Raw genomic sequence first — 18,213 nt, 5'->3', positions numbered from 1 at the left:
CCCGCGCATCTTCGCTGATCTGATTGGGAATGTCAGATCACATGTTTGAGGGACTACATATTCGGCCCGTTACATATTCGGATAGTTCGGCCCGCCGCCACCCATCGGCGTGGTCCAGACGATGTTCTGCGACGGGTCTTTGATGTCGCAGGTTTTGCAATGCACACAGTTCTGGAAGTTGATCTGAAAGCGTGGCTCTTTGCCCGCCTCAGCGATCACCTCATACACCCCCGCCGGGCAATAGCGCTGCGCGGGTTCGTTATACAGCGGCAGGTTGACCAGAATCGGGATCGAGGCATCCTTCAGCTTCAAATGCGCGGGCTGGTTTTCGTCGTGGTTGGTGGCCGAGAATGCCACGTTGGTCAAACGATCAAACGACAGCACGCCATCGGGCTTGGGGTAGTCAATCGGCGCGTAATCCTTCGCCAACCCCGTCGATTCCGCATCGTTCTTACCATGCTTCAGCGTGCCCAGAATGGTCAGCCCAAAGGTATTCGCCCACATATCCGCACCGCCCAAGAACAGCGAGGCGACGAGGCCATATTTCGACCACAACGGCTTGACGTTGCGCACCTTTTTCAGATCGGCGGCAATCGGGCCCCCGCGCACCAGCGTCTCGTATTCGGTCAACTCATCGCCCGAACGGCCCGCATGGATCGCCACAAACGCCGCCTCTGCCGCGTCAATCCCCGACAGCATCGCATTGTGGTTGCCTTTGATCCGCGGCACGTTGACCAGACCCGCCGAGCAGCCCAGCAGCGCCACACCCGGTGCCACCATCTTCGGGATCGACTGCCAGCCACCCTCGGAAATCGCCCGCGCGCCGTAAGCGACACGTTTGCCGCCTTTGAGCAACTCTGCGACCATCGGATGATGCTTGAAGCGCTGGAATTCCATATAGGGATAGAGATGCGGGTTCTTGTAGTTCAGATGCACCACAAAGCCGACATAAACCTGATTGTTCTCAAGGTGATAGATGAACGACCCGCCGCCCGCATTGCTGCCCAGCGGCCAACCCATCGTATGCGTGACCGTGCCCAGCTTGTGCTTGGCCGGATCAATCTGCCAGATTTCCTTCATGCCAAGGCCGAACTTCTGCGGCTCATGACCCTTCGAAAGATCATACTTAGCAATGACTTCCTTCGCCAAAGACCCGCGCACGCCTTCGGACAGGAACACATATTTCCCAGCCAGCACCATCCCCGGCTCATACGACGGGCCGGGCGTGCCATCGGCATTCTTGCCGAACTCGCCCGCCACCACGCCGCGCACTTCGCCGTTGTCGCCGTAAACCAACTCCGAACACGCCATGCCGGGGAAAATCTCGACCCCCAGCCCCTCGGCCTGCTCAGCCATCCAACGGCAAACATTCGCCATCGAGACGATGTAATTGCCGTGGTTGTTCATCAATGGCGGCATCGGCCAGTTCGGAATCCGCACCTGCCCGGCTGGCCCCAGAATATAGAAATTATCCTCGATCACAGCCGTGTTCAAAGGCGCGCCCTTGGCCTTCCAATCCGGGATCAGCTTGTTCAGACCCACCGGGTCCAGCACCGCGCCCGAAAGAATATGCGCGCCGACTTCCGAGCCCTTTTCCAGCACCACAACCGTCAGATTGCTGTCCAACTGCTTCAGCCGGATCGCCGCTGACAGCCCCGCAGGCCCCGCGCCCACGATGACCACATCATAATCCATCTGCTCGCGCGCGATACCTTGCGACATCTCTTTCTCCGACTTGGCAAAATGCTGCTGCGTCATTGCCCGAACCCACGGTCAGGGTCAACCATCACGCAACATCCCAAGCCTAAATCGCAGAACCCGCGCAACATTCTTTCCCCGCTGCGACAGATTTTTCACCCCCGGCGACGGCCCCCCGCCGATTGCAGGCTTTCCCCCTTGCAATCAGAGCCTCTGTCGGTTCAGGTATGGCCAAGAGTGGCGCAAGGTCATGGCTCATATGGGCTGTGACCTTGTTATTTACGTGAAGAGACCAATGGAAAAAATCCCAATGACCCGGCGCGGATTCACCGCTCTGGACGAAGAATTGAAGCAGTTGAAATCGGTAGAACGCCCCGCCGTGATCCGTGCCATTGCCGAGGCGCGCGAGCATGGCGATCTGTCCGAGAACGCCGAATATCACGCCGCGCGTGAGAAGCAGAGCTTCATCGAAGGCCGGGTGAAGGAACTCGAAGCGCTGATCTCATTGGCAGAGGTGATTGAGGTCGCCAAGCTGACCGGTGCAATCAAATTTGGCGCAACGGTGATCTTGGTGGATGAAGAGTCCAACGAGGAAAAAACCTATCAGATCGTCGGCGAATCCGAGGCGGACATCGAGCGCAACCTCTTGAACATCCGCTCGCCCTTGGCCCGCGCGTTGATCGGTAAGGACGAAGGCGACTCGGTCGAGGTGAAAACCCCCGGCGGCACGCGCGGCTACGAAATCCTCTCCATCCGTTATATCTGACCCTGCCACAGGGGAAAGCACATGGCCGAACCAGAAGAAACGCCCCGCAGCTTGGGGTCGCGCGCGCGCGGCATCGCCGATCCGTCGGTGAGCCCGACCGAATGGGTGGCCGCCGTGATGAGCCTGCTGTGGGTGCTGGCGGTCGGCGGCTATTTCCTGACCGGCCCGGTGGAATCCGGCGTGCTCGGCTATGTGTTGACCCTGCTGGCGGTGTTCTTGCCGCTGGCGCTGATCTGGGCTGCGGTCACGACCTTGCGCTCGGTGCGGTCCTTGCGCGCTGAATCGGCGCGGTTGCAGGCGACGGTTGAGGCGATGCGCGCGGCCTATCTGTCGGGCCAGCAGGGCGGGATGCGGCCTTCTGTTGAACGCAAACTGGACGAGATTGCCGCCACCGCCAAACATACCGAAACCGCCCTCGCCAGCTTCAACTCGCGCCGCGACAGCGGGCTGACCGTGCCTTCGGCAGATCGTAAAGCCGCACTGGTGGCCCCGCAACCGCAGCCCGAGGCGGAACAGCCGGGGTTGGCTTTGGGAACCCCGTCAGAGTCGCTGCGTGCGCCTTTGTCGGTGCAAGATTTCACCCGCGCCGTGCAATTTCCCGAAAGCCCGGACGACAAAGAAGGCTTTCGGGCTTTGCGTCTGGCGCTGGAAGACCGCAACGTCGCCAAACTGATCCGCGCCGCGCAAGACGTGCTGACCCTGCTTAGTCAGGAGGGCATCTTCATGGATGACCTGAAACCCGAACGCGCGCGGCCCGAGTTGTGGCGCAAATTTGCCAATGGCGAGCGCGGCCGTGGCATCGCAGCCCTTGGTGGCATCCGTGACCGCTCGTCCCTAGCGCTGACCGCAGGCCGGATGCGCGAAGACCCGGTGTTCCGCGACGCCGCCCACCACTTTTTGCGCACCTTTGACCGGGTGTTTTCAGAATTCGAGAAAGTGGCGAGCGATCAGGATCTGTCCGACCTCGCCGACACCCGCACCGCGCGGGCCTTCATGCTGTTTGGTCGGGTGACGGGGACGTTTGACTGACCTAGAACCCATGGCCGCCTCGGGGGCCATCGAGGCCCCGCTCGGCGGCGCTGCCGGGGATGATTGGACGTGTGGGTTTGGCTGAGATTTCGGATGCCTCCGGCGGGAGTATTTCCAAAAGAGCAATGGCCTGGTTGGTCTGGTGCAGAACGGTGCGGTGCGGATGAAAGATTAACAAATTCTGAACGCGGATCTGTAAGCCATTGATTTTATATAGGGCCACCTCGTGTCCACGCGTGGACATCAAGGCTTTAGACCGATTTTACCATCGTGATCGCTGCGCGAAATCCGAACGCATAGCGCAGCAAACCCAGCTGCTGGGTCTTCTCGACGCGATACCCCAGCCGCTGATAGAGCTCCCTCGCCCGCCCATTGCTGTCGATCACCTCCAGTCGCACAGATCCATAGCCGCGCGCCCGCGCCTGATCTTCGATCGCGGCCATCAGCGCGCTTCCGATGCCCAAACTGCGAGCCGATGCGGCGACACAAATTCCGTCGAGGAGAAAGTGATCCTGCTCGGCCGCATCGCTGAGCATCCACAGCAGCGGCAGCCGCCAAGCCGCGCCAAGGATGCCATAGATCGCGCGGATATCGGCGACCTCGCCGCCCGCGAAGCTGCCGGCTGGGGTCTTGAAGCCAGCCATGCCCAGCAGGTGGCCGGTGTCATCCAAAGCCACAATGGCATGATGGGCGCGCAGCACGCGGGTGAGGAAGCGGTGGGCTTTCGGGGTGGGGCCCATCACACGACCGAGTTTGCCGCCGAAGGCCTGCCAGTACAGCTCCACAGCTTCGGCGCGCAGGGCTTCGGACAGGCCGAGTTGGTAGGTGATTTTCATGACAGCGCACCAAGCAGGGCAGCGGTGTGGCCCGCGCCGAGGATCCAGCCTTCTTCTGCGCAGGGCGGGGTGTCGAGCAGGGGAGCGAGGAGGTTTTGCTGGGAGAGGCTGAACAGGGCTTGGGCGAGCAGGCGGACTTGGGCCTCATCTTTCACTGAGGCAGGATCGGCGGTGACGGCGGCGGCGATGAGTGAGGGGTAAACCTCGGCCAGGGTGATCTGGGCGGGGTTGTCGAAGGGCCAGACAGCGATGCCGTGGCGCTGCGAGAGGCGGTGGATCATCGGTTGGCCGATCAGGCCTTGGCTGCCTGCGGCGCCGGTGGTGTAGAGTTTCCAGACGGGTTGGGCGCGGGGGACCAGGGTTTCGACTTCGCGGCGCTCGGGGAGAGTCAGGACGTTGTAATTGATGGATTTTGTGGGGGGGAGATCGGGGAGGTTCAGGCTGGCGGGGCGGCCCCAGAACGGGCCTTTTGAGGTGGCAGTTGCAAACTGGCGGTTGATCTGGGCAGCGATCTGGAAGCGGTTGTTGCCGTTGTCGGGCGCGTCTTCGATATGCTCGGCCAGCCATGCCCAGACGGCGCGGGCACTGGCGGTTCCGGTCAGGCGGGCGGCGAAGCCTTTGGGGTAGCCCATCGGGAAATCGCAGCCGATCAGCAGGGATTGGCCGTTAACGAGTGCGTTTTCGATAGCCTGCGACAGTGCTGCCTCGGCGCTGCCACGGCTGCGGTGGTAGGTGCTTTGCGCGCCTGTGGCGTCGATGCTGCCAAGCCAGATCGCGTCGGCAGAAGGACGGGCGGGGGACAGTGTCGAGGATGCCGACCAGTCCGCCACGATCACCCGGTCAAAGCGTTGCAAGGCCGACCTCGGCGAGAATGAAATCGGCGATTTGCAGGGTGTTGTTCAGGTCGAGTACCGGTACGGGCAGGGCGGCAAGCGCCATATCGGTCGCAACGGCCCGCACCAAGGGATCGCTGGGTTGGATCAGATCATGGCCTGTTTCCTGCCGGAACACCTCGATCTTGGCATGGGCGTCGCGCTTGTAGCCTTCGACCAAAATCAGATCGACCGGGGCCATCCGTGACAGCACTTCCGCCAGATCGGGTTCCGGCCCACGATGTTCACGCATCAGGGCGAAACGGTGGGCGGAGGCCAATACCACCTCAGAAGCACCTGCTGCGCGGTGGCGGTGGCTGTCTTTGCCGGGTTGGTCGAGATCGACATCGTGATGGACGTGCTTGACGGTGGACACCGTGAAGCCGCGCCGGGTGATTTCGGCCACCAAGCGCTCCATCAGGCTGGTTTTGCCGGAGTTTTTCCAGCCTATGACGCCATAGACCCTCATGATGCAGCCTTGATCAGGGCCTCGGCTGCCGCGAGGTCTTCGGGGGTGTTGAGGTTTTGGAAGGCGGCTTCATCGGGGAAATGTGCGCGGGCGGCGTGGTGGGCATCGGTGAAGGCCAGTACACGGGGTTTTGCGCCTGAGGCGAGGAAGGCGGCGAGGGGGTCGGCAAGGCTGACAGGCCATAACCCACAGGTGGGGTGATCTTTGGCGCAGGACGCTATGGCTAGGGCTTCGGGCGCGGTTTCGGCGGCCAAGCAGAGCTGCGGCACCAGATCGCCGGGGGCGAAGGGAGTGTCTACGGCCAGTGTCACCACCGCTGTTGCTCCCAACGGTGCGGCCCATCGCAGGGCGGCCAGCACGCCAGACAAAGGCCCCAGCGGGGTTTCATCGGGCAGAATCGGCAGGCCATAAGCTGCCAGCCGGGCGGGATCGCCATTGGCAGAGATCGCCAAGCGTTCCACCTGCGGTTCCAGCCGCGCGATGGCGTGCGACAGCAGGGTTTGGCCCGCCAAGCGCAGCAATGCCTTGTCGGCTCCCATGCGACGGCCGATCCCGCCCGCCAGAACGCATCCAAAAATCCGCACCTTGGCCCCTTCAAATTGCTTGTGCAAAGGCCTAAGCCGTTCTGCATCCGGCGTAAAGCCGCCCCAAGCTGCCGAGGTTCTATGTCTGCCTCTCGTGAAAGCTATCTGCGCGGTGTGCGCGCAGCGCTGCCCTTTGCCGTGGTGATCGTGCCGTTTGCGATGCTGTTTGGCCTGCTGGCCTCTGAGGCCGGGTTGCAACTCTATGAAATCGTGGCATTTTCGGTGAGTGTGTTCGCCGGGGCGTCGCAATTTGCAGCGCTGCATCTGTTGCAGGATCAAGCGCCACTGCTGGTGATTTTGGCGACATCCTTGGCGGTCAATCTGCGGATGCTGATGTATTCGGTGACGCTTGCGCCGCATGTGGGGGCGGCCCCGTTGGGGGTGCGGGCGGTGATGGCCTATCTGCTGGTCGATCAGAGTTTTGCTTTGTCGGTCGCGGAATATGACAAGCGGCCCAGCATGACACTGCCGGAAAAGACTGCGTATTTTTTTGGTGCGGTGACGCCGGTTCTGCCGCTGTGGATGGGATCAACCGTGGCCGGGGCTTTGGCGGGGCGAGCGATTCCGCCGGAATATGCGCTGGATTTCGCGGTGCCGATTGCGTTTCTGGCGATGACAGCACCGATGATCCGCTCTTGGCCGCATGCGCTGGCGGCGGGGCTTTCGGTGGTGTTGACGCTGGTTTTGACATTTTTGCCCTATGGCACCGGGTTGCTGGTGGGGTCCACCATCGGCATGGCGGCGGGGGCGGGATTTGAATACTGGCGCGAGAAGGCCGCAACATGATTGATCCGAATATTGACAGAGACCAATTCTGGATTGTCGTGGTGGTGCTGGGGCTTGCGACCTATGCCATCCGATTCTCATTCCTCGGACTGCTCGGCAATCGCGTCTTGCCGGGCTGGTTGCAACGCAGTTTACGCTATACGGCGGTGGCGGTGCTGCCTGCGCTGGTGGCCCCTGCTGTGCTGTGGCCGCCTGCTACGGGGGGCGCGCCGGATGCGGCGCGTCTGCTGGCCGCTGTAGTGACGATGGTGGTGGGGCTGGCGACGCGGCAGATGATCATCGCCGCCTTGGCCGGGGTGGTCACCCTGCTGGGGCTGCCGTTTCTGCTATAACAGCAATGACAAAAGCCGCGCTGAGGTCAGCGCGGCTTTGAGTCTTCGTGGGTTTGCAGCTTACTGCGTGACGGCGTGTTCGGCCTGCACCATCAGCACACCATGGTTGTTATCGGCATCATCATCGGTGATCACCTTGCGCGTTGCCCCCGGCAGTTGGCCGAATTCTTTCATCAGCTTGTTCGGATACCAAGTGCCGCTGATCGCCTCAAATCCCGGAACACCGTGCAGGATCGACGAGACCGAATGGGCACATTGCGCGCTGGGCACCGAGCCATAGGCCTCCGCGCGCTGCTTGACCAGTTCGGCGATTTCAGGGGTGACGACCACGGTTTGCTCGATGACGTTGAAGGTCTCACGCGCGTGATAATCAATGTAGAAGCTGATCATCTTTGGCGTGACGCCGTAATGCACGTCGCCACGCTCGGGCAGGTAGGGGTGATACCAGGTGCCTGCGGGGTCAAACATCACCTGCTCCGAGGCGTTGATCAACAGGCCAGAATGCGCGCCCGAGCCGTTGCGGGTGCTTTGCACCGTGAACAGGGTGATGGTGCGCGGTGGCTCTGCCACATAATGCGCCGAGGGGGCTGACATCTGGGCATCTGTCGCCCATTTGTTGTCGCCCGCACAGGCAGACAGCGCAAAAAGCGCCAGAACGGCAAAGGCCTTGAAATTCATATTACAGTTCCGGCGTTAAAGGATCAGGCGTTGGCGAGTGCCATGAAGATCAGGATGCCGACCGAGATGATCGCGCCCCACGTCGCCATGCGGACAAAGCCGTCAAAGGTCTTTTCCTGCACGCGAATATCCATGCTGCCCGGTTTGTGTTCGGCCATTTGAGCGTCCTTTCAGAGTTGTTGCCTTGCCAATAGCTGATTCAGTTCCGGCTGTCACGGGGCGTAGAGGTTTGCGGTGCACAGAAAATGTCGCGCTTTAGGCCGAGGCATCGCCAGACTCGCCGCCCATCCAGCCCGTGGCAAGGCGAAAGCCGATACGGGTCGGCGGGGATTCTGGTGCCGATTTCGGCACGGCGCGCAGCATGACGGAAAGCTGGCTGACATGCTGGATCAGTTGGGTTTTCATGCCCTCTTCATCGCGGCCATAGAAGGTCAGCAGATCGGGCTCAAAGAATCCAAGCCCCTCGATCTTCAGCACGCCGGCTTGTGATCCGGTGAAGCCCATGGCGATCTCTTGCTGAGCGTCAAGATGGCTTTCAAAGTTGCGGATATACAGGATGATCCGCTCATAGGCCCATTCAGCGGGGCTTTTCTCGGCCAAGGGGCGGCGTTGCAAGGCAGCGGGCAGGGGCAGTTGCTCGGCGGTCAAAGGCGCCGCGGGATCGGCGTGGATTGCATGACAGCGCGGCAGGCCTGCGGCTTTGGCTACAGCGGCGTTCAGAGCGGCTTCGGCGGCTGGATCAAGTTCTTTCGGCATTCCGGCTCCTTAGTGGGCCTGCCAATGCCAAGCCCCTTCAGCATCCAGAGAACGCGAAACATGGCCGCGCTTCAAGAGGTAGTTCAGATGCGCCACCGTCTCGACAAGGGCGAGGCCGTGTTGGCTTCCGGTGATCTCGCGCTTGAACAGTGGCACGAAACACTGGGCGGCGGTGTGCGGGGTGGCCAAGTGGGAAAGCAACCGGGTGAGCGCGCTTTCGTGGTTTTCGGCCATCTGGATCAGCCGGAACGGCAGGCCGGTGAAGGGCAGTTTGTGCCCCGGCAGCACAAGATGATCCAACCGCGCATGGGGCGCAAAGCCGCGCGTGCTGTCGAGCCATTCGCCTAGCGGGTCCGCGTCGGGTTCTGTCGGGTAGACGCCGATATTGGCCGAGATACCGGGCAGGAGCTGATCGCCGGCCAAGATCAGATGGTCATCTAGGCTCCACAAAGTCGCGTGGTCGGGCGCATGGCCCTGACCCAGACGCACCAGCCAGCGCCGCCCGCCTGCGGTCAGAATGTCGCCCTCGGCAATGCGGGTGAAGCCTTGCGGCATCGCCTCGACCACATCGGCGAAGTTGAACGGGCGCTCCTCGGCCTTTTGCGCACGCATAGCGGCATTGAGCCCGGCGCGCTGGTAGAACAGCAGCGCCTCGGGTGTGGCTTTTGGTTGTTCGTCCAACACCAACATCCGCGCATATAGCCAAGCCGTGCGCGTGGCGATCAATTCCACCCCCTGCGCCTGAAACCACCCTGCAAGCCCGATATGGTCGGGGTGGTGATGAGTCACAATCAGCCGCCGCACCGGCTTGCCCGCCAGCGGCCCCGTGATCAGCCTGTCCCAAATCGTCTTGGTCTTGCGGCTGGACATGCCGGTATCCACCAAGGTCCAGCCGTCACCATCATCCAAAGCGTAGACATTGACGTGATCCAGTGCCATCGGTAGCGGCAGGCGCATCCATAGGATATCTGGAGCAATTTCAACCGCTTCGCCCTCGGCTGGCGGAGCATCCCACGGGTGATGAATAGCGTTGCTCACGCGCTCAAAGCCTCTGGCGTCAGCGCATATAGCCCCGCCGCACCTTCCCGCACCTGCGCCAACAACGGTGCATAGTCCGGCAGCAGCCGTTTGATGGCAAACTGCGCCAAGCTCAGCCGTGCCGGATCGGCCAGCGCGCCTTTCAAGTGGAAATGGCTGCCCAACACCCGTGCAAAGGCGCGCAGATAGGGCACCGCGCCCGCAAAGCGATCATTCGGTGACATCAGATTAAGCGCTTCGGTTGCTTCACGCAGGGCTTCGGTGGCCGTCCAAACCGCGCCTGCCAGATCGGGATGCGCCACACGCGCGCTTTCCGCCACCACCTGCACCTCGTCAAACAGCCGATAGGCGGCCTCGCCATTGTCCATCATCTTGCGCCCCACCAGATCCATCGCCTGTATCCCGTTGGTGCCTTCGTAAATCGCCGTCACCCGGACATCGCGGGAGAACTGTGCCGCGCCGGTTTCCTCAATGAACCCCATGCCGCCATGCACTTGCACGCCGAGATGCGCCACCTCGCAGCCAATGTCGGTGCCGTAAGCTTTGGCGATGGGGGTGAGTAAAGCCGCCCGCGCCTGCCATTCAACCGAGCCCGTGGCGCGTGCCATATCAATCGCCACCGCACAGGCGAGGCCAATCGCACGGGCGCTGAACACCTCGGCCTTCATCTGCGCCAGCATCCGACGCACATCGGCATGGTCGATGATCGCACCGGTCCCCAGCGGCGTCTTGCCCTGCTTGCGTTCCATTGCATAAGCCAACGCCTGCTGAAACGCCGCTTCGGCCACGGCGACCCCCTGCATTCCCACGCCCAACCGCGCGTTGTTCATCATGGTGAACATTGCGGCCATGCCTTTGTGGGGTTCTCCCACCAGCCAGCCCTGCGCAGCATCATACTGCATCAAAGCGGTGGGCGAGCCGTGTAGGCCCAGCTTATGCTCTAGGCTGACCACCTTCAGATCGTTACGCTTGCCGGGGTTGCCATCGGCATCCGGGATCAACTTTGGCACCATGAACAGGCTGATGCCCTTGGTGCCTTCCGGGCCATCCGGCAACCGCGCCAGCACCAGATGGCAGACGTTGCCGGAGAAATCATTGTCGCCCCAAGTGATGTAAACCTTCTGGCCGGTGATCGCATAAGTGCCATCGCCACGGCCTTCCGCTTTCGTCCGCACCGCGCCCACATCGGAACCCGCCTGCGGTTCGGTCAGGTTCATCGTGCCGCACCATTCCCCGGACACGAGCTTGGGGATATAGAGGGTTTTCAACGCATCCGAGGCGTGATGTTCCAGCGCTTCGATCTGGCCTTGGGTCATCAGCGGGTTCAACTGCAACGCAAGACAAGCCGAGCCCATCATATCATTGACGCAGGTGGCAACCGAGATCGGCAGCCCCATGCCACCATATTCCGGGCTGGCCCCCATGCCGATCCAACCGCCCGTGGCAATCGCACGATACCCTTCGGCAAAGCCCGGCGAGGTGCGCACGACGCCATTTTCCAGCCGTGCCGGGGTTTTGTCGCCTGCACGGTTCAGAGGGGCGAGGGTGGTTTCGCACAGCTTGCCCGCCTCGGCCAAGATCGCGGCGACGGTGTCGGGGCTGGCCTCCGCAAAGCGCTCCGTCGCGGAAACCTCGGCAAATCCGACCACATCCAGCAGAAAGGCAAATTCAGACAGCGGGGCGCGGTAGGGCATGGCGAACTCCGAAGTAGGTAGTATGGGGCAGGCGGTATTGGGGCAGGCGGCTTGGCAAAGGCAAGGATCGGGCGTAAAGTGGCCCTCTTGCTATGGTTATTCCTGCCACTCTGGGCATCAAGCCCTACGCTACGTCACAAAAGATGAACGAAACAGAAACCCTTACGGCCACGCCCGAAAGCCTTACCCGCGCCGCTCAGATCCTGAGCCGGGAGGGCCTTGTCGCTTTCCCGACCGAGACGGTCTACGGGCTTGGCGGTGATGCGCGCTCGGATCTGGCGGTGGCGCGGATATTTGACGCCAAGGGACGGCCAAGGTTCAATCCGTTGATCGTGCATGTGCCGGATTTGGCGGCGGCGCGGGCGTTCGCCGTGTTTGATGCACGGGCTGAAGCGGTGGCCGCCGCGTTCTGGCCGGGGCCTTTGACGCTGGTTTTGCCGCTGCGGGCTGACGCAGGCCTGTCGCCGCTGGTGACGGCAGAGCTTGATAGCGTCGCCATCCGGGTGCCCGCGCATCCGGTGGCGCAAGCCTTGCTGCGGGCGTTTGGCGGGCCGTTGGCGGCGCCCTCGGCGAACCCTTCGGGCCGGGTTTCCCCCACCCGTGCTGTGCATGTGATGGACGGTCTTTCGGGCCGGATTGACGCAGTGCTAGATGGCGGAACCTGTGCTGTGGGTGTGGAATCGACCATTCTCGGGTTGGTCGGAGAACCAGCACTTTTGCGTCCCGGTGGCATTGCGACCGAGGCTTTGGAGGCGATGCTGGGGCCGCTGGTCAGCGGCGGCAATGCCGAAAAACCCAATGCGCCCGGTCAGTTGGCCTCGCATTACGCGCCGGGGGCTGCGGTGCGGTTGAATGCGGAAAGCGCTTTGCCGGGCGAGGTGCGGTTGGGGTTTGGCGCGGGGCAGGCGGATCTGAACTTGTCGGTCAGCGGTGATCTGATCGAGGCTGCGGCGAACCTGTTTCATCTGCTGCGCGAGGCAGATCGGCTGGCGCTACCCGGTCAAACCATCGCGATTGCGCCGATTCCCGAACATGGCCTTGGTCGCGCGATCAATGATCGTTTGCGCAGGGCTGCGGCCCCGCGTGGGTGATAGAGCGTTGTCTGCTTGCATCAGCCGCGCCGGGGGTTTCACACCCCCGAACCCCCGTGGGATATTTAGGCACAGAGGATGACAATTTTAGATAAGTTTTAGCGGGTTATAGCAGGGTGACGCTTGCAGGCTCCAGTCCGTCAATCTGCACATCGCAGGTCTGTCCGGGCACGATGGGGCCTACTCCGGCAGGGGTGCCGGTGAAGATCAGATCGCCGGGTTGTAGGGCCACCAGCCGCGACAGATGCGCGATGATACCCGCCACGGGCCAGATCATCTCGGCCAGATCGGCGTCTTGGGTGATACGGCCATCGACCAGACAACGGATGCGGCCCGCAGGTGCGCCTTGATCCGCGGGCCGCAAAGCCCCGACCACCGCCGAGTTGTCAAACCCCTTCGCCATATCCCATGGCCTGCGCGCAGCTTTCGCTTCGGCTTGCAGATCGCGGCGGGTCAGATCGTTGCCCGCAGCGTAACCCCAGATCAGTGCCAAAGCCTGATCCTCGGTCACAAAGCTGCCAGTTGCGCCCAAGGCGACCACCAGCTCCGCTTCATGATGCAGATCGGCGGTGGCGGTGGGGTAGGGGAGTGCGGCACCCGAATCAACCACCGCATCACCGGGTTTGGTGAAGAAAAACGGCGGCTCGGCACTGGGGTCATGGCCCATCTCGCGGGCATGTTCGGCATAGTTGCGGCCGACGCAGAATATCCGCCGCACCGCAAAGCGTGCGGAACTGCCTGCCACCGCCACCGAAGGCACGGCGGCGGGCGGCAGCACGAAATCCAATTAGGACCCCATCGTGAAGCAGGTCACGCCACGCGCTTGCAGACGGCGACAGGCCAGATCGGCCTCTTTCTGACTGAGGCCGAGGAAGTTGGCGTCAAAGCCACCGCTTTTCTGCACCACTTTGCGCAAGGCATCGCCCAGCGTGGCGTTTTCCGACAGCAGGGTTTTCATCAAAATGCGATCCGCCTCGCCATAGCTGTTGAAACGGCCAATATTGATGCCGTAACCCTTGCCGCCCGAGGTGGAGACATTGGTCACCACCTCCTCTGCGGCAGGTTCTTCGGCTTGGGCCACCACAAGGGCCTCATCATAAATCGGGGCTTTGTGCTTCGGTTTGGCCGGGGCCGAAACCAGTTGCACCGATTGTGGATTGGCGGCTGTGGCTTTGATCGACAGCTCTGCTGGGGCCTCAACAGCGGCGAGTTCGACAGCTTGGGCTTCAAGCGAGTCTGGTGCAGGTTCTGCGGTGGCTTCGGCCAAGGCACCCGCGATGTCATCGGCCATCGCGTTGCCTGCTTGTTCGGCAGCGGCGACAGCAACAGGGTCATGCACCGGACGCGCATTGGGGCGGGGTGAGCTGGACACTGCCATCACCAGCCTGATCGTCTTGGCCGGACCACCGCCGCCTTCTTCTTCCATTTCGGTTCCAGACTCGGCACCCGTATCCGCCTGCGCCACCAATTCCTGATCGGCGCTGTAGGTCGGCGCAATCGGCTGTTGCGAACCGCCGCCTTTTTGGGCCTTGCGGAAGCCCAGATCAAGCAATTCTGTCATCTTGGCGTTGCGCATTGGGGTCGAGGTGCCGCCGAACACGGTGGCAATGATCCGCACGCCATCCCGTTCAGCCGAGGCGGTCAGGTTGAAGCCCGCGGGCCCGGTGTAACCCGTCTTGATGCCATCCGCGCCCTTGTATTGATCAAGGAATTTGCGGTTGGTGTTGGCCACTGTTGCCATGCCCGCATCGGTGCTGCGGCGCGAGAAGATGTTGTAATATTGTGGATAATCGTAGAACAGATGCCGCCCCATGATCGACATGTCATGCGCGGTGGACAGATGCCCCTTCGCCGTCAAGCCATTGGCATTCTTGAAGGTGGAGTTCTTCATCCCCAGCTGTTTCGCGGTGCGGGTCATCCGCGCACCCCATTTTTCCGGCGTGCCCTCAAAATAATCGCCAATTGCGGCAGCCGCGTCATTGGCCGATTTCACGGCTGCGGCGCGGATCAGGTAGCGCAGTTGGATCTTCTGCCCGGCCTTCAGTCCCAAACGCGAGGGCGGCTGTGCGGCGGCGTTTTTGGACACGGTGATCATGGTATCCAGCGAGACATTGCCCGCCTCAATCTCGGAAAACGTGATGTAGAGCGTCATCATTTTGGTCAGCGAGGCCGGATGCAGTCGGGTGTCGGCATTTTCGGAATACAGCGTCTCACCCGTGCGCGCGTCCATCACATAAGCGGCATAGGGCGCGGCTTTGGACTCTTGCGGGCCGGAGCAGGCCGCGACAACGCTGAGCGTTGCCAAAACCATAAAACGACGGAGATACTGCCCAAGCTGGCATAGTGCCGATTTGCCCATTTGGTCTGCCTCATTTACCCCTCATTAAACGGGGGCTTTGTTCTGCTTGCTAAAAAGCTAGCACAGCAGGTGATTCAGGAAAACCCCTTATTCTAAAAGGGGTTCTGGGGAATATAAACTGTGGTTTATGTGCCGAAATTGCCGCTTGCACCCTAGGGATGGTGGTGATTTGGCAGGCTGGCCACAAGATCGGGCAGTTCGGCAAGGCTTGGCAGGCTGAAGAATCTGTCCATCCCCTGCGGCGCATCGGCGTGTTCCAGCGCCCAGGTCAGCCCATGTGGGATATGCACGCCGTAGGCTCCCGCAGCCAATGCCGGAAGCACGTCTGATTTCAACGAGTTGCCGATCATCATTGCCTGATCCGCCCCGGTGCCATGACGGGCGAAAATCGCCGAATAGGATTTGGCGGTCTTGTCCGAGACGATTTCGACGCCGTGAAACAGATCGCCCAAGCCCGATTGCGCCAGCTTGCGCTCTTGATCCAGCAGATCGCCCTTGGTGATCAAAACGACTCGGTGGCTGGCCGCCAAGGTTTTAACCGCCGCCCGCGCATGGGGCAAAAGTTCGATCGGATGCGCCAACATCTCGCGTCCCGCCGCCATGATCTCGGCAATCACCAAGGATGGCACCCGGCCTTCGGTGACTTCAATCGCAGTTTCAATCATCGACAGAGTGAAGCCTTTGACGCCAAAGCCATAATGCCCGAGATTGCGCCGCTCGGCTGCCAAAAGCTGCATGTGCAAATGATCCGCGTCGCAGTAATCCGCCAGCAGTTGCGTGAAGCGATCTTGCGTCAGGCGGAAGAAACTTTCGTTCTGCCACAGCGTGTCATCGGCATCAAAACCTATCGTTGTCAGCATATTGTCCCCCTGTCGCGCCATCATCCAAGCTGAGGGTCTTTTCGCAAGGCAGAAATGCGCTATATTACGACAGTGCAACCGAAATTCCGAATCTGCCAAACGGAGCCTATCCGCGTGAACCCCATTGCAGGCCTGACTGAACCCACGATGTCCGACGCGCCGCATGGCCCCGGCAATGATACCTCGATTCTGACCAAAACCAAGACCAAGACGCAGCGACCTCCGCTGTATAAGGTTATGCTTTTGAACGATGATTACACGCCGATGGAATTTGTTGTGCATATTCTGGAACGGTTTTTCGGCCTGAACCACGCGCAAAGTTTTGAGATCATGCTGGCGGTTCACAAAAAGGGTCTGGCGGTGGTCGGCGTGTTTTCCTATGAGATCGCGGAGACCAAAGTGGCGCAGGTGATGGATTTCGCCCGCCGGCACCAGCATCCGTTGCAATGCACGATGGAAAAAGAATAAACTTTTAGCAAAGAACAGGCGGCTTTCATGCGCTCGGCCCGGTTGGAATTGGCGCTGCAAAGCGGCGCTTTGGTGTTGCCTGCTGTGGGCGATATTGTGGTGTTGCGGCCTCGCGCGGGGGATGATCTGTCGGCTTTGCCGCAGGACCGCGTGGTGGTGAAAAGCGGGTTTAAGCCCGACCACGATTATTTTGCAGCGCAAGGCTACCGGACCGAGGGTTCGGGCAGCATTGCCATCGTCTGCGTGCCACGCGCGAAAGCCGAAGCACGGGCTTTGATGGCCGAGGCTTTGGGTGCGGATATTATCGTCGTCGATGGCCAAAAGACCGACGGGGTTGAAACGTTGCTGAAAGATTGCAAGGCCTTGGGCCTTGAGGTCGGCGAGGCGTTGTCGAAAGCTCATGGTAAGCTGGCGGTGGTGAAACCCGGCCCGGCATTGGCTGAATGGGCGGCGAACCCCATGCAGGTTGAAGGCGGCTTCCAAACCCTGCCTGCGGTGTTCTCGTCTGATGGGCCGGATCGCGGTTCAGCCCTGTTGGCAGCCGCGCTGCCTGCCAAAGTCGGCGCGCGTGTCGCCGATCTGGGTGCGGGCTGGGGCTATCTGTCACGGGCGATCTTGGCGCGGGAAGGTGTCAAGGAACTCGATCTGGTCGAGGCCGAGGCCGAGGCCTTGGCCTGCGCTCGGGTCAACATCCCCGACCCCCGCGCAAAGTTTCACTGGGCCGATGCGACCACCTTCAAGCCTGTGCGGCTGTGGGACAGCGTGGTGATGAACCCGCCCTTCCACACAGCGCGCGAGGCGGATGCGGGGCTGGGCATGGCGTTTATCAAAGCCGCGCAGCGCGGCCTGAGCCCCTCAGGCAGCCTGTGGATGGTCGCCAATCGGTATCTGCCTTACGACAAGTTGCTGGTCACCTTGTTCAAGCAGGTCGAGGAAATCGGCGGCGACAAGGCGTTTCGGGTAACGCGGGCGTCGTATCCGATCCGCACGCGGTAAGTTTCTTGGTTAGGCTCTTGGGCTACGCGCTGGGGTTTCACACCCCAGACCCCGTGGGATATTTGAGCACAGAGGATGACAATTTTAGGGTCTGTTGATGTTAATCTTGTGCGCATCACTGTTGCCGCGAGGGAGATGAACGCGCTGAAGCTTTCGTCTGTTTTGCAGCAGCGTATGGCGATGCCTCTGTATTCCTTTAGTTTTCCGAAGAAATTCTCGATCAGGTGCCGCCATGTGTCGGTGTGGCGGTCGAACTCCGCCGGGAAGCGGCGGTTGCATTTAGGGGGTATGACTGCTTCGATCCCTGCGCCGGTCAGCGCATCGCGCAGCCAGTTGGCGTCGAAGGCGCGATCCGCGAGGAACTGGCCGCAGGACAGCCCTTCGATCAGGGCTGCGGTGCCACGCAGGTCGTGCGCCTGTCCGGGCAGCAAGCGGAAGTTGATCATGTTGCCGAGTGCGTCGGTCAGGGCCATGATCTTGGTGGTTATGCCGCCGCGAGAACGTCCGATGGCCTGGCTCTGAGTCCCCCTTTTGCGCCCTGACCGTGGCGGTGGACCTTGACGATACTGCCGTCGATCATGGCGTATTCGAAGTCGGCATCTTCGGCCAACATCCTGAACATACGATAGAATGCGTCGGCCTTCACCCATCTGCGGAACCGTTTGAAGACTGAGTTCCACTTCCCGAAATCCTCGGGCAGGTCGCGCCAAGGGCAGCCGGTGCGCGCGATCCAGAGAACGGCCTCGACAAAAAGGCGCGGATCAGGCCCCGTGCGACCGGGATCACATTCCCGGCCAAGACAGTGCGGGGCGATGGTTTCCCATTGGGCGTCGGTCAAAGCGGTGCGGATCAAGGTTGCCTCCCATTTGGCAACCTTGAATCACTCAGAAACTGATTTGGG

Annotated in this window: 20 protein-coding genes and 1 pseudogene; 7 read left to right on the top strand and 14 right to left on the bottom strand. The window is 61.4% G+C overall.

Annotated features, from left to right (window positions below; genetic code table 11):
- Window positions 1-69 precede the first annotated feature (69 nt).
- The gene (locus ACS5RD_RS21890; protein WP_489929119.1) at window positions 70-1,722 is read right to left on the bottom strand and encodes an electron transfer flavoprotein-ubiquinone oxidoreductase; all 1,653 of its coding nucleotides are present in this window, start codon (window positions 1,720-1,722) and stop codon (window positions 70-72) included.
- A gap of 271 nt (window positions 1,723-1,993) precedes the next feature.
- Here ACS5RD_RS21890 and greA point away from each other — a divergent pair, with 271 nt between their 5' ends.
- A complete protein-coding gene (gene greA / locus ACS5RD_RS21885; protein WP_489929118.1) occupies window positions 1,994-2,464 on the top strand; it encodes a transcription elongation factor GreA in 471 nt (156 codons plus the stop codon).
- Window positions 2,465-2,485: 21 nt separating this feature from the next.
- Window positions 2,486-3,493, top strand: a complete 1,008-nt coding sequence (locus ACS5RD_RS21880) for a hypothetical protein (protein ID WP_054008986.1) — start codon at window positions 2,486-2,488, stop codon at window positions 3,491-3,493.
- Window positions 3,494-3,744: 251 nt separating this feature from the next.
- Here the strand turns inward: ACS5RD_RS21880 and ACS5RD_RS21875 are convergent, their stop codons facing one another.
- The 4 genes from ACS5RD_RS21875 to mobA are packed head-to-tail and all read right to left on the bottom strand — an operon-like array spanning window position 3,745 to window position 6,254.
- Window positions 3,745-4,329: a GNAT family N-acetyltransferase gene (locus ACS5RD_RS21875; protein ID WP_489929117.1), complete on the bottom strand. Its 585-nt coding sequence runs from the start codon at window positions 4,327-4,329 to the stop codon at window positions 3,745-3,747.
- Window positions 4,326-5,183 carry a molybdopterin guanine dinucleotide synthesis gene (locus ACS5RD_RS21870; protein WP_489929116.1) on the bottom strand — a complete coding sequence of 286 codons (858 nt, stop codon included), beginning with the start codon at window positions 5,181-5,183 and terminating at the stop codon, window positions 4,326-4,328. The genes ACS5RD_RS21875 and ACS5RD_RS21870 overlap by 4 nt, the downstream gene beginning before the upstream one ends.
- On the bottom strand, window positions 5,170-5,670 hold the full coding sequence (mobB, locus tag ACS5RD_RS21865) for a molybdopterin-guanine dinucleotide biosynthesis protein B (protein WP_489929115.1): 501 nt from the start codon (window positions 5,668-5,670) through the stop codon (window positions 5,170-5,172). The genes ACS5RD_RS21870 and mobB overlap by 14 nt, the downstream gene beginning before the upstream one ends.
- Window positions 5,667-6,254 (bottom strand): molybdenum cofactor guanylyltransferase MobA, encoded by a 588-nt coding sequence (gene mobA / locus ACS5RD_RS21860; protein ID WP_489929114.1) that lies wholly within the window; start codon window positions 6,252-6,254, stop codon window positions 5,667-5,669. The genes mobB and mobA overlap by 4 nt, the downstream gene beginning before the upstream one ends.
- A gap of 81 nt (window positions 6,255-6,335) precedes the next feature.
- Here mobA and ACS5RD_RS21855 point away from each other — a divergent pair, with 81 nt between their 5' ends.
- Together ACS5RD_RS21855 and ACS5RD_RS21850 are read left to right on the top strand one after the other, a co-directional pair.
- Window positions 6,336-7,040 (top strand): AzlC family ABC transporter permease, encoded by a 705-nt coding sequence (locus tag ACS5RD_RS21855; protein ID WP_054008981.1) that lies wholly within the window; start codon window positions 6,336-6,338, stop codon window positions 7,038-7,040.
- Window positions 7,037-7,372 (top strand): AzlD domain-containing protein, encoded by a 336-nt coding sequence (locus ACS5RD_RS21850; RefSeq protein WP_489929113.1) that lies wholly within the window; start codon window positions 7,037-7,039, stop codon window positions 7,370-7,372. The genes ACS5RD_RS21855 and ACS5RD_RS21850 overlap by 4 nt, the downstream gene beginning before the upstream one ends.
- Window positions 7,373-7,432: 60 nt before the next feature.
- Here ACS5RD_RS21850 and ACS5RD_RS21845 read toward each other — a convergent pair whose 3' ends face one another.
- The 5 genes from ACS5RD_RS21845 to ACS5RD_RS21825 form a co-directional block, all read right to left on the bottom strand.
- Entirely contained in the window at window positions 7,433-8,050 is a 618-nt protein-coding gene (locus ACS5RD_RS21845) for a hypothetical protein (RefSeq protein WP_489929112.1), read from the bottom strand.
- 23 nt (window positions 8,051-8,073) lie between these two features.
- The gene (locus tag ACS5RD_RS21840; RefSeq protein WP_054008978.1) at window positions 8,074-8,208 is read right to left on the bottom strand and encodes an aa3-type cytochrome c oxidase subunit IV; all 135 of its coding nucleotides are present in this window, start codon (window positions 8,206-8,208) and stop codon (window positions 8,074-8,076) included.
- Between the two features lie 97 nt (window positions 8,209-8,305).
- Complete coding sequence (locus tag ACS5RD_RS21835; RefSeq protein WP_054008977.1) at window positions 8,306-8,806, bottom strand: DUF6173 family protein; 501 nt, start codon at window positions 8,804-8,806, stop codon at window positions 8,306-8,308.
- Window positions 8,807-8,815: 9 nt separating this feature from the next.
- Window positions 8,816-9,844 (bottom strand): MBL fold metallo-hydrolase, encoded by a 1,029-nt coding sequence (locus ACS5RD_RS21830; protein WP_054008976.1) that lies wholly within the window; start codon window positions 9,842-9,844, stop codon window positions 8,816-8,818.
- The gene (locus tag ACS5RD_RS21825) at window positions 9,841-11,538 is read right to left on the bottom strand and encodes an acyl-CoA dehydrogenase (RefSeq protein ID WP_489929111.1); all 1,698 of its coding nucleotides are present in this window, start codon (window positions 11,536-11,538) and stop codon (window positions 9,841-9,843) included. The genes ACS5RD_RS21830 and ACS5RD_RS21825 overlap by 4 nt, the downstream gene beginning before the upstream one ends.
- A 143-nt stretch (window positions 11,539-11,681) precedes the next feature.
- Between ACS5RD_RS21825 and ACS5RD_RS21820 the strand changes: the two genes are divergently transcribed.
- Window positions 11,682-12,629, top strand: coding sequence for an L-threonylcarbamoyladenylate synthase (locus ACS5RD_RS21820; protein ID WP_489929110.1), 948 nt, complete (start codon window positions 11,682-11,684; stop codon window positions 12,627-12,629).
- Window positions 12,630-12,735: 106 nt separating this feature from the next.
- On the opposite strand, the gene ACS5RD_RS21815 is transcribed toward ACS5RD_RS21820, so the two are convergent.
- The 3 genes from ACS5RD_RS21815 to ACS5RD_RS21805 all read right to left on the bottom strand — a co-directional run bounded on the left by ACS5RD_RS21815 (window position 12,736) and on the right by ACS5RD_RS21805 (window position 15,848).
- Window positions 12,736-13,416: a fumarylacetoacetate hydrolase family protein gene (locus ACS5RD_RS21815; RefSeq protein WP_054008973.1), complete on the bottom strand. Its 681-nt coding sequence runs from the start codon at window positions 13,414-13,416 to the stop codon at window positions 12,736-12,738.
- Window positions 13,417-14,988: a D-alanyl-D-alanine carboxypeptidase family protein gene (locus ACS5RD_RS21810; RefSeq protein WP_489929109.1), complete on the bottom strand. Its 1,572-nt coding sequence runs from the start codon at window positions 14,986-14,988 to the stop codon at window positions 13,417-13,419.
- 152 nt (window positions 14,989-15,140) lie between these two features.
- Window positions 15,141-15,848 carry an HAD family hydrolase gene (locus ACS5RD_RS21805; protein ID WP_235815759.1) on the bottom strand — a complete coding sequence of 236 codons (708 nt, stop codon included), beginning with the start codon at window positions 15,846-15,848 and terminating at the stop codon, window positions 15,141-15,143.
- Between the two features lie 147 nt (window positions 15,849-15,995).
- Between ACS5RD_RS21805 and clpS the strand changes: the two genes are divergently transcribed.
- Together clpS and ACS5RD_RS21795 are read left to right on the top strand one after the other, a co-directional pair.
- Window positions 15,996-16,316 (top strand): ATP-dependent Clp protease adapter ClpS, encoded by a 321-nt coding sequence (gene clpS, locus ACS5RD_RS21800; protein WP_054009042.1) that lies wholly within the window; start codon window positions 15,996-15,998, stop codon window positions 16,314-16,316.
- A 27-nt stretch (window positions 16,317-16,343) separates the two neighbouring features.
- Entirely contained in the window at window positions 16,344-17,312 is a 969-nt protein-coding gene (locus ACS5RD_RS21795) for a class I SAM-dependent methyltransferase (protein ID WP_489929108.1), read from the top strand.
- Here the strand turns inward: ACS5RD_RS21795 and ACS5RD_RS21790 are convergent.
- Window positions 17,210-18,150: pseudogene (locus ACS5RD_RS21790) on the bottom strand (IS5 family transposase). The gene ACS5RD_RS21795 and the pseudogene ACS5RD_RS21790 sit on opposite strands and share 103 nt — an antisense overlap.
- Window positions 18,151-18,213 lie beyond the last annotated feature (63 nt).

The sequence above is a fragment of the Cypionkella sp. PAMC25878 genome (assembly GCF_058135695.1).
The sequence above is the reverse complement of the archived record's forward strand: the minus strand, read 5'-3'. Positions and strand labels throughout refer to the sequence as shown.

Bases quoted from the DNA above. Each gene is read 5' to 3' on its own strand.
- ACS5RD_RS21890 (WP_489929119.1), bottom strand. From the start codon at position 1,722: ATGTCGCAAGGTATCGCGCGCGAGCAGATGGATTATGATGTGGTCATC.
- greA (WP_489929118.1), top strand. From the start codon at position 1,994: ATGGAAAAAATCCCAATGACCCGGCGCGGATTCACCGCTCTGGACGAA.
- ACS5RD_RS21880 (WP_054008986.1), top strand. From the start codon at position 2,486: ATGGCCGAACCAGAAGAAACGCCCCGCAGCTTGGGGTCGCGCGCGCGC.
- ACS5RD_RS21875 (WP_489929117.1), bottom strand. From the start codon at position 4,329: ATGAAAATCACCTACCAACTCGGCCTGTCCGAAGCCCTGCGCGCCGAA.
- mobB (WP_489929115.1), bottom strand. From the start codon at position 5,670: ATGAGGGTCTATGGCGTCATAGGCTGGAAAAACTCCGGCAAAACCAGC.
- ACS5RD_RS21855 (WP_054008981.1), top strand. From the start codon at position 6,336: ATGTCTGCCTCTCGTGAAAGCTATCTGCGCGGTGTGCGCGCAGCGCTG.
- ACS5RD_RS21850 (WP_489929113.1), top strand. From the start codon at position 7,037: ATGATTGATCCGAATATTGACAGAGACCAATTCTGGATTGTCGTGGTG.
- ACS5RD_RS21845 (WP_489929112.1), bottom strand. From the start codon at position 8,050: ATGAATTTCAAGGCCTTTGCCGTTCTGGCGCTTTTTGCGCTGTCTGCC.
- ACS5RD_RS21840 (WP_054008978.1), bottom strand. From the start codon at position 8,208: ATGGCCGAACACAAACCGGGCAGCATGGATATTCGCGTGCAGGAAAAG.
- ACS5RD_RS21835 (WP_054008977.1), bottom strand. From the start codon at position 8,806: ATGCCGAAAGAACTTGATCCAGCCGCCGAAGCCGCTCTGAACGCCGCT.
- ACS5RD_RS21825 (WP_489929111.1), bottom strand. From the start codon at position 11,538: ATGCCCTACCGCGCCCCGCTGTCTGAATTTGCCTTTCTGCTGGATGTG.
- ACS5RD_RS21820 (WP_489929110.1), top strand. From the start codon at position 11,682: ATGAACGAAACAGAAACCCTTACGGCCACGCCCGAAAGCCTTACCCGC.
- ACS5RD_RS21810 (WP_489929109.1), bottom strand. From the start codon at position 14,988: ATGGGCAAATCGGCACTATGCCAGCTTGGGCAGTATCTCCGTCGTTTT.
- ACS5RD_RS21805 (WP_235815759.1), bottom strand. From the start codon at position 15,848: ATGCTGACAACGATAGGTTTTGATGCCGATGACACGCTGTGGCAGAAC.
- clpS (WP_054009042.1), top strand. From the start codon at position 15,996: ATGTCCGACGCGCCGCATGGCCCCGGCAATGATACCTCGATTCTGACC.
- ACS5RD_RS21795 (WP_489929108.1), top strand. From the start codon at position 16,344: ATGCGCTCGGCCCGGTTGGAATTGGCGCTGCAAAGCGGCGCTTTGGTG.